Origin of the sequence: Nioella sp., assembly GCF_964229645.1 — a bacterium.
Classification (GTDB): domain Bacteria; phylum Pseudomonadota; class Alphaproteobacteria; order Rhodobacterales; family Rhodobacteraceae; genus Nioella.
In genome coordinates, this window is record NZ_CAXREX010000293.1 from 1 (window position 1) to 13,082 (window position 13,082).

General features: G+C 66.4%; 13 protein-coding genes. 8 read left to right on the plus strand and 5 right to left on the minus strand.

Annotation, left to right across the window (positions count from 1 at the left end; genetic code table 11):
• From ACEQXV_RS18660 to ACEQXV_RS18670, 3 genes are all read left to right on the plus strand, one after another.
• Window positions 1-1,261, plus strand: a 1,261-nt coding sequence (locus tag ACEQXV_RS18660) for an ABC transporter ATP-binding protein (protein ID WP_370270431.1), incomplete at its 5' end; no start/stop codon positions are given.
• Window positions 1,251-2,294 (plus strand): ABC transporter permease, encoded by a 1,044-nt coding sequence (locus tag ACEQXV_RS18665; protein ID WP_370250882.1) that lies wholly within the window; start codon window positions 1,251-1,253, stop codon window positions 2,292-2,294. The genes ACEQXV_RS18660 and ACEQXV_RS18665, both read left to right, overlap by 11 nt.
• The gene (locus ACEQXV_RS18670; RefSeq protein WP_370250881.1) at window positions 2,291-3,232 is read left to right on the plus strand and encodes an ABC transporter permease; all 942 of its coding nucleotides are present in this window, start codon (window positions 2,291-2,293) and stop codon (window positions 3,230-3,232) included. Before ACEQXV_RS18665 ends, ACEQXV_RS18670 begins: the two co-directional genes overlap by 4 nt.
• Here the strand turns inward: ACEQXV_RS18670 and ACEQXV_RS18675 are convergent.
• From ACEQXV_RS18675 to ACEQXV_RS18685, 3 genes are read right to left on the minus strand one after another with little or no spacing between them, the layout of a single operon-like run.
• The gene (locus tag ACEQXV_RS18675; RefSeq protein WP_370250880.1) at window positions 3,229-4,257 is read right to left on the minus strand and encodes a Gfo/Idh/MocA family protein; all 1,029 of its coding nucleotides are present in this window, start codon (window positions 4,255-4,257) and stop codon (window positions 3,229-3,231) included. The two genes, ACEQXV_RS18670 and ACEQXV_RS18675, sit on opposite strands and share 4 nt — an antisense overlap.
• A gap of 1 nt (window position 4,258) precedes the next feature.
• On the minus strand, window positions 4,259-4,699 hold the full coding sequence (aroQ, locus tag ACEQXV_RS18680; RefSeq protein WP_370250879.1) for a type II 3-dehydroquinate dehydratase: 441 nt from the start codon (window positions 4,697-4,699) through the stop codon (window positions 4,259-4,261).
• A complete protein-coding gene (locus ACEQXV_RS18685) occupies window positions 4,696-5,388 on the minus strand; it encodes a GntR family transcriptional regulator (RefSeq protein ID WP_370250878.1) in 693 nt (230 codons plus the stop codon). Before ACEQXV_RS18685 ends, aroQ begins: the two co-directional genes overlap by 4 nt.
• 145 nt (window positions 5,389-5,533) lie before the next feature.
• Here ACEQXV_RS18685 and ACEQXV_RS18690 point away from each other — a divergent pair, with 145 nt between their 5' ends.
• From ACEQXV_RS18690 to ACEQXV_RS18710, 5 genes are all read left to right on the plus strand, one after another.
• On the plus strand, window positions 5,534-6,199 hold the full coding sequence (locus tag ACEQXV_RS18690; protein WP_372526193.1) for a GntR family transcriptional regulator: 666 nt from the start codon (window positions 5,534-5,536) through the stop codon (window positions 6,197-6,199).
• Between the two features lie 187 nt (window positions 6,200-6,386).
• Window positions 6,387-7,397, plus strand: coding sequence for a TRAP transporter substrate-binding protein DctP (dctP, locus tag ACEQXV_RS18695; RefSeq protein ID WP_370270434.1), 1,011 nt, complete (start codon window positions 6,387-6,389; stop codon window positions 7,395-7,397).
• 138 nt (window positions 7,398-7,535) lie between these two features.
• Window positions 7,536-8,102 carry a TRAP transporter small permease gene (locus ACEQXV_RS18700; protein WP_370270435.1) on the plus strand — a complete coding sequence of 189 codons (567 nt, stop codon included), beginning with the start codon at window positions 7,536-7,538 and terminating at the stop codon, window positions 8,100-8,102.
• Window positions 8,102-9,397: a TRAP transporter large permease gene (locus ACEQXV_RS18705; protein ID WP_370250874.1), complete on the plus strand. Its 1,296-nt coding sequence runs from the start codon at window positions 8,102-8,104 to the stop codon at window positions 9,395-9,397. The genes ACEQXV_RS18700 and ACEQXV_RS18705 overlap by 1 nt, the downstream gene beginning before the upstream one ends.
• Before the next feature lie 3 nt (window positions 9,398-9,400).
• Window positions 9,401-10,249: a shikimate dehydrogenase gene (locus ACEQXV_RS18710; RefSeq protein ID WP_370250873.1), complete on the plus strand. Its 849-nt coding sequence runs from the start codon at window positions 9,401-9,403 to the stop codon at window positions 10,247-10,249.
• Here ACEQXV_RS18710 and ACEQXV_RS18715 read toward each other — a convergent pair whose 3' ends face one another.
• Together ACEQXV_RS18715 and ACEQXV_RS18720 are read right to left on the minus strand one after the other, a co-directional pair.
• Window positions 10,250-11,167, minus strand: coding sequence for a DMT family transporter (locus ACEQXV_RS18715; protein ID WP_370250872.1), 918 nt, complete (start codon window positions 11,165-11,167; stop codon window positions 10,250-10,252).
• Window positions 11,168-11,268: 101 nt separating this feature from the next.
• Window positions 11,269-13,017: an ArnT family glycosyltransferase gene (locus ACEQXV_RS18720; protein WP_370270437.1), complete on the minus strand. Its 1,749-nt coding sequence runs from the start codon at window positions 13,015-13,017 to the stop codon at window positions 11,269-11,271.
• Window positions 13,018-13,082 lie beyond the last annotated feature (65 nt).

A 13,082-nucleotide genomic window follows, 5' to 3' on the forward strand; every position in this document is an offset into this window, starting at 1 on the left:
TTTCACGCTGGCGGGCAACCTGACGGTTCTGGAAAACGTGATGCTGGGGTCAGAATCCCTGACGCGGCTGAAATCGGCCCGGGGGGCCGCGCGCAGGAAGCTGATGCAGATCGCCGACCGCTTCGGCTTGCCGGTGAAGCCCGAGGCGAAGGTGAGTTCGCTGAGCGTGGGCGAACGGCAGCGGGTGGAGATCCTGAAAGCGCTCTATCGTGACGCGCGGGTGCTGATCCTTGATGAGCCCACGGCGGTGCTGGCGCGGCCCGAGGCGCAGCGGCTGTTCGAGACATTGCGCGACATGACCAGGGAGGGGCTCTCTCTCATCTTCATCAGCCACAAGCTGCACGAGGTCATGGCGGCCTCGGACCGGGTCGCGGTGCTCAGGGGCGGCCGGATGGTGGCCGAACGAAAGACCTCGGACACCAGCCCCGGCGAGCTGGCCGAACTGATGGTTGGCCGCAAGGTGGAACGCCCCGTGCGCCACGATCACGAGATCGGCGCGCCGGTCCTGGTGGGCGAGCGTGTGCGCGTCGAAGAGGGCGGCGAGACCCGGCTCGACGATGTGACCTTTACCGTTCATGCGGGCGAGATCCTGGGCATCGTCGGGGTTTCCGGCAACGGGCAGGCCGCGCTCGGCGCGCTTCTGTCTGGGCTGGCGCATCCGGCGGCGGGCAGCTTGACGCTGGTGGGCAAGGACGTGGGTCATCTGGGCCCGCGCGGCATGATCCGGGCGGGCGCGGGCCGCGTGCCGGAGGACCGCCATGCCGAGGGCATGGTGGGCGAGCTCAGCCTTTGGGAAAACGCGGTGCTGGAACGGCTGCGCACGCCCGCCTTCTCGCGCCGGGGCTTCGTCAGGCAAGGCGCGGCGCGGGGCTACACGGCAGAGCTGATCAAGCGGTTCGACATTCGCGGCGCGACGCCCGAGACGCGCACCCGGCTTTTGTCGGGGGGCAACATGCAAAAGCTGATCCTGGGGCGGGTTCTGTCCAACGGGCCGCGCTTCGTGCTGGCCAACCAGCCCACGCGGGGACTCGACGAGGGCGCGATTGCCGCCGTCCATGCGGAATTGCTGGCCGCGCGGGCCGAAGGCGCAGCGATCCTTCTTATATCAGAAGAGCTGGAGGAAGCCGTGGCCCTGTCGGACCGTATTCAGGCCATTGTGAAGGGCCGCCTGTCAGAACCCATTTCCGCCGACGAGGCCGATCCGCAGCGTTTGGGCCTGATGATGGCGGGTGTCTGGACGGAGGACGATCATGCGGCTTGAACGACGGGCCCATGTGCCGCTTTCGCTGGTGATCATTGCCCCGCTTGCGGCGGTATTCGCGGCGCTTCTGCTGGCATCCGGCCTGATTGCGGCGGCCGGGGTGAACCCGATCACCGCCTATGGCGAGATGCTGCGCGGGGCGCTTGGCTCGCGCCTGTCGATCACCGAGATGCTGACCCGCGCCACACCGCTCATCTTTACCGGCCTTGCCGCAGCCGTCGCCTTCCGCGCGCGGCTGTGGAACATCGGCGGTGAGGGGCAGTTCTTCGTCGGTGCGCTGGCCACCGCCTGGATCGGACACTCGCTTGGCGTGCCGGGCTGGATCGGCGTGCCGCTCCTGATGCTGGCGGGCATGGCGGCGGGGGCCGCGCTGCTGGCGGGGCCTGCCTTCCTGCGGTTGCGCTTTGGCGTGGATGAGGTGGTGACGACACTGCTGCTCAACTTCATCGTGATCCTCTTCGTGGGGCTGATGATCGAAGGCCCGATGCGCGACCCGCTGGCCTTCGGCTGGCCGCAATCGGTGCCGGTCGATGGCGATTTCCGCCTGCCCGACCTTGTGCCGCGCACGCGCCTGCATATAGGGCTTCTGTTTGCCATTGCCGCCGCCGGGGCCGTCTGGCTGGTGCTGGCGCGCACCGTCTTCGGCGCGGAAACGCGGGCCGCTGGCCTCAATGCCTCTGCCGCTGCCTTCGCAGGCATTTCGCTGCCAAAGACCATCATGGGCGTTGCGTTGCTCTCCGGCGCGCTGGCTGGCCTTGCCGGGTCGGTCGAGGTGATGGGCGTCACGGCGGGCGTCACCACGACGATGAGCCCGGGCTTCGGCTACGCGGGCATCGTCGTGGCCATGCTGGCCGCGCTGCATCCTGCGGGCGTTGTCGCCGCTGCCGTCTTCGTGGCCACGGTCTTCGTGGGCGCCGATGCCATGAGCCGCGCGACCGGCGTTCCCAGCTTCATCGCCGATGTGATCGTGGCGCTATGCCTTCTGACCATGATCGTGGCCCTTCTCTTTACAACCTACCGGGTGCGCCGATGAGTGACGCGATTGACCTTCTGTTGAATACCAGCCTCTGGGCGGCCGTGCTGCGCATTGCGACGCCGCTCATCTTCGGAGTGCTCGGCGCGCTTCTGTGCGAGCGCTCGGGCGTTCTGAACCTCGGTATTGAAGGCATCATGACCATGGGCGCGATGACCGGCTGGCTGACCGTCTACATGGGCGCCCCCCTGCTGGTGGGGCTGCTTGTGGCGGCGCTTTGCGGGGCGTTGATGGGGCTGTTGCATGCCGGGCTGACCGTGCCCCTTGGCCTGTCGCAGCACGTGTCGGGGCTGGGGATCACGCTCTTTGCCTCGGCGCTGACCTATTACCTTTACCGCCTGCTGGTCGAGGTGGGCGACCTGCCCCCGACGATCGAACCCTTCCGTGCGCTCGACATCCCCGTGCTGTCCGACATTCCGGTATTGGGACCGATCCTCTTTTCACAGGCGTTGCCAACCTACCTGGCCCTGCTGGCCGTGGCGGTCATGGCCTATGTGCTGGCGCGCACGCCGCTTGGGCTGGCCATTCGCATGACGGGCGAGAACCCGCACGCGGTCGAGGCGCAGGGGCTCAACCCGATCCGCATCCGTATCGGCGCGGTGGTGGCGGGCTCGGCGCTGATGGCCGTGGGCGGCAGCTTCCTGACGATGGCCGCCTTCGACAGCTTCTTTCCCGGCATGGTGCAGGGGCGCGGCTGGATCTGCATCGCGCTTGTGGTCTTTGCCAGCTGGCGGCCCGGCAAGGCGCTGATCGGCGCGCTTCTGTTCGCCTTCTTCGACGCCTACCAGCTGCGGCTGCAAACGGCGATCGAGGGCGTGCCCTACCAGCTCTTCCTGATGGCGCCTTACGTGCTGTCGATCGTGGCGCTCATCCTCGTGGCCCGCCGGGCCGAGGTTCCGGCGGCCCTGATGGCCCCCTACCGGCGCGGGGAACGCTAGGCGATCTCGACCGTCTGGCCCGTGCGCGCCGAGGTCTTGACCGCCTCGATGACCTTGAGCGCGGCAAGCCCGTCCGCCCCCGTCACCAGTGGCGCGGCCTCGCCCCGGATCACCTGGGCGAAATGACGGATCTGGCGCACCAGCGGATCCTCGAAGCCGAAGATCTGGCGCGTGGCGGCAATGGGGTTCCACCAGCTCTGCTCGCCCTCGTGCCGCCAGAGCGCGAGATTGGGCAGGGCCAGCGACCCCTTGGTGCCGCCGAGCCAGTAGCAGTTTTCCGAGGTTGCCGGGTAAGCGGGGTTTTCCCGCGCCGTCAGTTCCCAGCTCCAGGGGGCGGCGGCGGCATCGCTGACATTGACGGTGCCCAGCACCCCCGAGGCGAAGCGCAGCAGGATCACGGCGGTTTCCTCCACCTCGTTGCCACGCAGCGCATTGCTTTCCATCGCATGGACCGAGGCCACCGGGCCGCACAGCGCCTGCAACAGGTCGATGTCGTGGATCAGGTTGAGATAGACGGGCCCCGCGCCCTTGCGGCGGCGCCAGTCGACCTCGAAATAATGCTCGGGCTTCATGAACCAGGTCTGCGCCTGCACGGCGGTCAACTGCCCCAACTCGCCGCCTGCCACGATCTCGACCGCCTTCTGAATGAGCGGATTGTGGCGCCGGTGATGCCCCGTCAGCAGCGCCACGCCCGCAGACTCGGCCGCCGCGATCACCGCCTCGCCCGAGGCCACGTCATCGGTGAAGGGTTTTTCCACCAGCGCGGGCAGGCCCGCCGCGATACAGGCCAGCGCGGTCTCGGCATGGACCTGGTTGGGCAGCGCCAGCACCACGCCCTCGGCCTGCCCCGCTGCAAAAAGACCGTCGAGATCGGCGAACCACGGCACCCCCAGCCCCTCGGCCATGCTGCGCGCAGCGTCGGTCGGGTCGACCACGGCGGCAAGCTTTGCCCCACCCGCAAGCGCGATGGCCTCGATATGACGGCGTCCGATCAGGCCCGCCCCGGCAACGGCAATCCGGGCCATGTCAGCCCCCAAGTGTCAGGCCGAGATGGCGCACCGCCAGCGCGTAGCCACCGATGCCGAACCCCGCCATGACCGCGTCAGAGCGGTGGCTGACATAGGAATGATGGCGGAACGGCTCGCGCTTGTGGACCTGGCTGATATGAACCTCGATCACCGGTCCCTCGAAGGTGTTGAGCGCATCCAGAATGGCCACTGATGTATGGGTGTAGGCCGCCGGGTTGATCACGATGGCCGCCGCCTTTTCACGCGCCTCGTGGATCCAGTCGATGATCTCGCCCTCGTGGTTGGACTGGCGCAGATCGGTCTCCAGCCCGAATTCCGCGGCGACGGCGGCGCAATTGCGGGCCACGTCGTCCAGCGTGTCATGCCCGTAGATCTCGGGCTGGCGCTTGCCAAGGAGGTTCAGGTTGGGGCCGTTGAGAATGTAGATGGTCTTGCTCATGGGGCGGTCCTTTTCGGGTCCGGGTCATCTGCGGGCATGAGGCCGGTCATGCGCCGGCCCGTGCGTTCGATATCCTGTTTGAGAAGCGCTGGCGCAAGCTCGGCATTGCGCGCGATGGCGGCCTCGGCGATTGCGGCATGTTCCGCGCCGAAATCGCGGCCGGGATCGGTAAAGCCCAGAAGATGGCCATAGCGCAGATGCAGCGCGCGCAGCGTCGCGCAGTAGCGCACCAGCATGGGCAGCGGGCAGCCCTCGCTGAGCGCCGCGTGAAACGTGCCGCAGGCGGCCTCGGTATCGCCATGGGCGTCGCGGCGGCTGCGATGAAGTGCGGCCAGAAGGTCGGCCTCCCACTCGATCGAGGCGGCGGCAATAGCATGGCGCAGGGCCAGGGATTCGAGGTCCGCGCGCAGCCGTGTGACCTCGGCCAGGTTCGCCCGCGACACCGGCGCGATGCGATAGCCGCGCTGATCCTCGAACTGGACTAGTTCATCGGCCACCAGGCGCGAGATCGCTTCGCGCATCGGTGACAGCGACACGCCGAATCGCGCACGCATCTGGTCGAGATTGACCTTCTCGCCCGGCGCGAAATCACCGGCCAGGATGGCACGGCGCAATTCCTCGGCGACGCGGCTGGCGCGTGTCTTCTTGGATGCGTCGCCACGGGCGCTATGATCGGTCAGGGCTGGCATGTAAGGGATTCGTCCTCTCCGAGACGAGAAATGGCAGTTAAATCGATTTTTTGCAAGAAGATTGAAAATGCTGTATGCAGGTCGCAGATGCATTGAACGCCCTGCCCCGTGCAGGTAAGGAATGATCGCTCATCAAGGGAACCCGATGCAGGACCTGCACCATACGCCCACAGCCGACGAGGATGTCTATTACGCGATCCGTCGCGACATCATCTTCGGGCGCTTGCCGGCCGGGGAACGGCTGCGGCTGACGCCGCTGGCCGAGCGCTATGGCAGCTCGGTCTCGGCGCTGCGGGAACGGCTGGTGCGGCTGGTGTCCGAAGGCTTTGCCACCGGCGAAGGCCAGCGCGGCTTTTACGTGGCGGACATGTCCGAGGCGGGCCTGCGAGAGATCGCGGAACTGCGTATCCTGCTGGAATGTCATGCACTTCGGCTGTCGTTCCAGAAGGGAGATACCGAGTGGGAAGCCAGCATCGTCTCGGCCCATCACAAGCTGCACCGCATGGAAGAGCGCATGAAAGCGGGGGATTCCTCGGCGCGCGAAGCCTGGAAGCAGCATGACTGGGAATTCCACCAGGCGCTGATCCAGGCCTGCGGCTCGCCCGAGCTGCTGTCGGTGCATGGCACCGTGTTCGACAAGTATCTGCGCTACCAGATGCGGCTTTTGACCTTCCGAGGCGATGCCGCCGCCGCCGAACACAAGCAACTGCTCGACGCTGCCCTTGACCGGGATGCGTCCCGCGGCGAGGCGATCCTGCGCCAGCATATCGAAGGCGGTGTCGACCACTGCCTGAGCTACTACCAGGGCTGAGCCCTTCCCCCAGATTTGGTCGTCTCTCCTTCTGGCCCGACGCGCCGGGGGCGCGCTTGCGCCCACCTCTCCGTCAACAAAGGTTCGAAAAATCGTTTTTGTTGGACTTCTTCGTCTGCCCATGCGATAGCGGTATCCGTCAGATTCGGGCGGGAGGCCCGACAGGAGACATCTAGGGAGGATACAAATGACCACTTCGCTTACCCGCCGTGGCCTGTTCGCGACCGCAGCCGCCGTCGCCATGACAGCAGGTTTCGCAAGCACCGCGATGGCACAGGACTGCATCCAGCTGCGCCTGTCGGCCGTTCAGTCCGAAACCGACCAGCGGTCCGTCGCCATGGCCGAGGTTTTCGGCCCCGGCGTCGCGGATTTCGCCTGCTTCGAGCCGCACTACAACGGCACCCTCTTCGCGCAGGGCACCGAACTGGAAGCCATCGCGCGCGGCAACCTGGAAATGTCGATCACCTCGGCACAGGAACTGGCCGAATACATCCCCGAATTCTCGATCTTCACCGCAGGCTACGTGCATCAGAACGCCGCCCACCAGGTTGCCGTGTTCAACGATGACGTGTTCGACAACTTCGCTGCCGCCGCCCGCGAAACGCTCGGCGTGGAACTGCTGGCCGTCATGTATCTTGGCCGCCGCCACGTGAACCTGCGCCAGACCCGCGAAGAGCTGGAAGTCATGACGCCCGCCGATCTGGAAGGCGTGAACCTGCGTATGCCCGGCTCGGAAGCCTGGCAGTTCCTGGGCCGCGCCCTTGGTGCCGCGCCGACCCCGATGGCCTTCACCGAGGTCTATACCGCGCTGCAAACCGGCGCTGTCGACGGGCAGGACAACCCGCTGCCGACCGTGGTCGATGCCCGTTTCTACGAAGTGACCAACCAGATCGCGCTGACCTCGCACCTGGTTGACCTCAACTACGTGGCGATCTCGGCCGAAGTCTTTGACAGCATGTCCGAGGACCAGCAGGAGCGCGTTCGCCAGGCTGCCGTGGATGCCGCCGAATTCGGCCGTCAGCGCCAGCTGGCCATGGAAGAGGAACTGGCCGGCTTCCTGCGCGAACAGGGCCTGGAAGTCTATGAACCCAACCTCGCTGCCTTCCGCGAAACCGTGCAGGCCGCGTATCTGGAAAGCGACTTCTCGGACACCTGGCCCGAGGGCGTTCTGGAACGCATCAACGAACTGGGCGAATAAGCCCGACGCTGCCGGGGGCTGGCCGCGACCGCGCGGCCGGCCCCTTTTCCACTCAGCACCGATCCCGAACCGCTTTGCACCGGTCCGCCCGCAGGGCAGACTGACGACGGGAAAGCTGCACGCAAACGGGAGGACGCCATGCACCGACTGGCAAGATGGTTCACAAAGGGGACCGAGGGGCTGGCCGCGCTGATGCTGGCGGCCATGTTCTGCACCTTCCTTCTGCAAATCTATTCGCGCTACGTCATGGTGCAGCCCTTCGGCTGGACGCTGGAACTGTGCCAGGCGCTGTGGGTCTGGATCGTGTTCTTCGGCTGCGCCTTCGTGGTGCGCGACCGCGATCACGTGACCTTCGACATCCTCTATCTCGCGGTCCCCGACGGTCCGCGCAAGGTCTTTGCGCTCGTCTCTGCCGCCGCGATCGTCATCGGCATGGTGGTCTCGTTCCTGCCAACCTGGGACTGGATCGACTTCCTGCGCATTCGCCGCAGTGCCACCCTGCGCGGAACATGGCCCGACTGGCAGGCGCTTTCGTGGATCGGGGTCGAGCCGGGCGGACGGCTGACCATCAAGATGCGCACGATCTATTCGGTTTTTGCCCTGTTCATGATCGTCGTGGCCCTGCGCCAGGCCTGGGCCTTCATCAAGGTGCTGCGCCATGGTGCGCCGACCGAGGCCCATGAAATCCAGGTCGGAGAAGATTGATGAGTTTCGAGCTTTCCCTGTGCCTGCTGACCCTGTTCACGCTGGCCGCCATCGGCACCCCGATCGCGTACGCGATCTTCGTCGGCGCACTGGTCTATCTCGGCGCGTCGGGCCAGGACCTGGCACTGGCCGGGGAGCAGATCCTGGCCGGGCTTTACCAAAGCTTCGTCCTGCTTGCCGTGCCGCTCTTTATCGTGGCCGCCAACATCATGAACGCGGGCACGATCTCGGACAGGTTGCTGCAATTCTGCGTGGCCGCCGTGGGGCGTTTCCGGGGCGGGCTTGGCCATGTGAACGTGGTGGCCTCGCTCATCTTTTCGGGCATGTCCGGCTCTGCCGTGGCTGATGCGGCCGGGATCGGCAAGATCATCATCGACATGATGACCCGCTCGGGCCAGTACACGCGAGGCTACGCCGCCGCGATCACCGCCGCCTCGGCCACCATCGGCCCGATCATTCCACCCTCGATCCCGATGGTGCTCTATGCGCTCGTCTCGAACAGCTCGATCGGCTACCTGTTCCTGGGCGGCATCCTGCCGGGCCTGTTGATGGGCGTGGTGCTGATGGCGATGAACAGCTTCATTTCGCACCGCCGCGACTTCGCGCTGGAAGAGCCGGTGCCGCTGTCGGAACTGCCGCGCCACACGGCCAATGCCTTCCCTGCGCTTCTGATGCCCGCGATCCTGCTTTACGGCATCTATGGCGGCGTCACCACGCCGACCGAGGCCGCTGCCGTCGCCGCTGCCTATGCGCTGTTGCTGGCGGGGCTGTTCTACCGGGCGCTGTCCTTCCGCGCGCTCTACCACATCCTTGTCGACAGCGCGCGCTCGTCGGCGGCTGTTGGCCTCGTGATCGGCGGGGCGCTCATTCTCAACTACATCGTCGCCTCGGAAAACATCCCCGACATGATCGCCACCTCGCTCGTGGGGCTGGACGTATCGCCGATCGTGTTCCTGCTGGCGGTGAACCTGCTGATCCTGGTCCTGGGCTGCGTGCTGGATGCGACCACCATCATCCTGGTCATCATCCCGCTATTCCTGCCGACCTGCCGGGAACTGGGCATCGACCTGGTGCATTTCGGGGTCGTGGCGGTGGTCAACTGCATGATCGGGCTGATCACCCCGCCCTATGGCATCCTGCTTTTCGTCATCAACGCGGTCACGCGCATTCCGCTGATCGAGATCATCCGCGAGATCTGGCCCTTCCTGGGCGTTCTGGTGCTGGCGCTGCTGGCGCTGATCTTCTTCCCGGACCTCACGCTGTGGCTGCCGCGCCTTCTGGGCTACCAGGGGTAGGCCATGGGCAAGACGCGCTTCCGGCTTGGGCTGATCGGCGACAATATCCGTGCCTCGCGCGCCCCTGCCCTGCATAGGCTGGCCGGACGCATGGCCGGGCTGGAGGTGAGCTACGAGCTGTTCATTCCGCCCGCCCTTGGCATGAGCTTTGGCGAGGTGTTCGAGCATGTGGAGGAGATCGGCCTCGACGGGGTGAACGTCACCCTGCCCTACAAGGAACGGGTGGTATCCCGGCTACGCATCGACGACCCCGATATTGCCCGGATCGGTGCCTGCAACACGGTGCGGTTCGATGCCGATGGGCCGCGTGGCTTCAACACCGATTTCAGCGCCTTCGTGACCGCCTATGGCGCGGCCTTCCCGGACCTGCCCCCCGGTCGCGTTGTGATGTTCGGCGCCGGTGGCGTGGGCAAGGCCGTGGCCTTTGCCCTGAAGCGCCTCAAGGCGGAGAGGATCATCTTCATCGACCCGGACCGGGCCAAGGCCGAGGCGCTGGCCGATGTGCTCAACGCGGATGGGACGGCGCTTGCGAGGGTCGGTGACCTGTCGGACCTGCCCGGAGCCGATGGCGTCATCAACTGCACGCCGCTTGGCATGGTGGGCTATGGCGGCTCGCCCGTTGCCCAAGGGGGCTTTCCAGGCTGCCGTTGGGCCTTCGACGCAGTCTATACACCCGTCGACACCCCGTTCCGGGCGCAGGCCGAAGCAGCGGGGGCACGGTTCATCTCGGGCTACGAGCTTTACTATTACCAGGGCGTCGATGCCTTCGAGATCTTCACCGGAAGGCGTGTCACCGATCACGCGCGCCTTCGCGCGGCGCTGGCGGCCGAGCCTGCCCCGCTCAGCGCCTGATCAGGGCGTCGTGATGGGCGGCGGTCTGCGCCGCATGCCCGACAGCGCGTTGCCAGCGATCGCCGCCAGCAGGATAAGCCCGCCAAGAAGCGTGTTGAGCGTCGCGGTTTCCCCCAGGAAAAGCCAGACCCAGACTGGCCCGAGCAGCACCTCGGCCAGCGACAACAGCGTCAGTTCCGCCGCCGGCACGGTGCGCGAGCCGAGCGTGTAAAGCACCAGCCCCGTGCCCACCTGGAAGACCCCCATGCCGAGGGCGACAGCCCCGTCATGCGGGCTCAGGACCAATGGCAGGCCCGAGGCCAGGCACATGCCCGCCGTGATCGCGATGGCAAAAAGGCCCGAGAGGAAGACGTAAGGCAGCGTCTCGCCGGCCTTGCCCCATCGCAAGGTGACCGTGAAAACCGCAAAGCCAAAGGCCGAGCCAAGCGCCGCAAGGCTGCCCGCAAGCGCAGCCCCGCCATTCTTGTCGGCCACCATGACACCGATACCGCCCACGGCCACCGCGATGGCCAGCCACGTGGCCCGGCGCACCGGCTCGCGCAGCACCAGCCAGCCCAGCACCGCCGCGAGGAACGGCGCAGAGGCAAAAAGCAGCATGGCATTGGCGACCGAAGTGGCCTGGATCGCGTAGATCCCGCCCGAATAGGCCGCGACCAGCGCCAGCCCCCCGATCACCGCCGCCGGACCCGCGTGGCGCAGGAAGGCAAAGGGGCTTGCGCCCGTGCGCAGGCGGATGACCACGTAAAGGAAGGCCGACAGGCTGATCGAGCGATACAGCAGGATCTGCCACACCGTCGCCTCTTCGATCAGGCGCACGCCCAGGCCGATCGTCGACCAAAAGACGCCTGCAAGGAAGACGAAGACAAGGCCGCGCTGATGGCTGATAGCCGAGGATTGGCGGAGCGATGCGTCGGTCATCGCGCGGGGGGACGTTGTGTGTGCATGGGGTCAGGCTAGGAAGCGCGGCAAGGGCCCGTCCCGCCCATGCGCGACCTTGCCGATGTCGCGGATGGACCGGCTCAGGCCCCGGTCGGGCAGAGGAAGATCGACACTTCCCGTTCCAGGAAAAGCGGCTTTGCCGGGTCGAAACGCGCCTCCATCTCGCAGCGTTCGACCAGGTCCGCGAAGAAATTGCGCATCAGCGCAGAGTCGATCTCGTTCAGGTGGTAGCCAAGGTTCGACACCACGAAGGCGCTAAAGCCCAGGTCGATCCAGTAATCGAGCTGCCATTCCTCGCGCTGCGGCGGCCAGGCATGGGGATGCACCTCGTAATCCACCGCTTCCTCGTCGGTGCTTTCAAGCCCGTACATCACCGTGGGCATCGCCATGTAGAAGACGGCGCCGGGGGCATTTTCCCGGATGATCCGTTCCTCGGCCATCTGGGGCATCTCGACATCGTAGCGCTCGGCCAGGCGCTGCCAGCGCGCCAGTTGCATTGACTGCGCCTCGCGCCGCTGCGGCAGGCCGATATCGACCATCGTCAGGATCCGGTCCTCGGCGAGGTGTTCGGCGATATAGGCATCGGTGCGCAGACGCTGCGGCTCTGCCATGGCCTGGCGCAAAGGCTCTGCCGCACCGATGGCAAAAAGCGCCGTCCCCACCACCAGCACGCCCCCGGCCCCCAGGCGCAACGCCCGCTCTCCGCCCTGCACCAGCCCCGCCAGTGCAAGGGCTGCCAGCAGGGCCAGCCCGGCGAAATTGGCGATCCACAGGTGTTCGGGCTGGCGGCTGCCCGACATGGCGGCCACCGCGAGCGTGCCGACGACGATAGAGAGCCACACGAGGACAAGCGCCGGTTTGTGGCGCAGGCTGCAGTCGCGAGAGGCCAGCATCAGCGGCGTGATCAGTGCCGCCACCGCCAGCACCGGGTTCAGCCCCAGCACCATGTCGATCCCGCGCCGGGCCAGCATCGTCAGCCCCGCAACGGCGCCCTCCTCCATGCGCAGCGACATCACCGCCTGGATCTGCTGAAAGGCGAGGAAATTCTCGAAATCGAGCACGATCCCGATATTGAGCACGGGCCAGATGATCGCGCCCGTCACCAGGACCAGCGCCAGAGACCGCAGCATGGACACGGGCCCCTCTGACCGCGTCACCAGGACAGCCGTGCCAAAGGCCAGCGGCGCAAGGATGAACAGGATCGAATGCTTGAAACTGAGCGCCAGCACGACGCAAAGCGCCAGCACCACATCCCCCCAACCGGGCCGCCCCTGGTCGAGCCGCGCCAGAAGCGCCCAGATCACCGCGAGCCCCGCCGTGGCAAGCGCGACGTCGCCCTTGGAAATATGGGCCATGTAGACCCCAAGCGGGTAAAGCGCCAGGATCAGCCCGGCCGCCAGCGCCAGTCCCTGCGACAGCCCGAGCCTGCGCGCAATCGCATGGGCCAGCGGGGCAGACAGCGCCCCAACCGCCGCCGTCATCAGCCGCGCGGTGACGTAAAAGACCGTGGGGTCCGCGAAATACTGCGCGCGAAAGCCATCCGTCCCGTCCCACCACGACAGCACGAGGCCCAGAAGGTAGAGCCCGGCAAAGCCGATCGCGGTCAGGTAATTCACGAGGGGCGGGTAGAAATGCTGCTCGGGCACCAGTTCGCCGGTCAGGACCCGCGCGGCGGCCCCGATGGGCTCGTCCCCGTGCAGATACCCGTAATCGGCCCCCAGTGCGCGCAGCACGAAGGCCAGAAGGAACAGCGCCATGACCGGCATCCAGCCGCCACGGGTTCTGGTGAAGTGCAGGCCGTCTCGGCGCCCGCTTCGTCCGAACGTCATGGCAGTGTGATTACACGGGCCAAAGCCATGCTCCCAACGGTTTTTCGGGCCATATCCGGAATAGT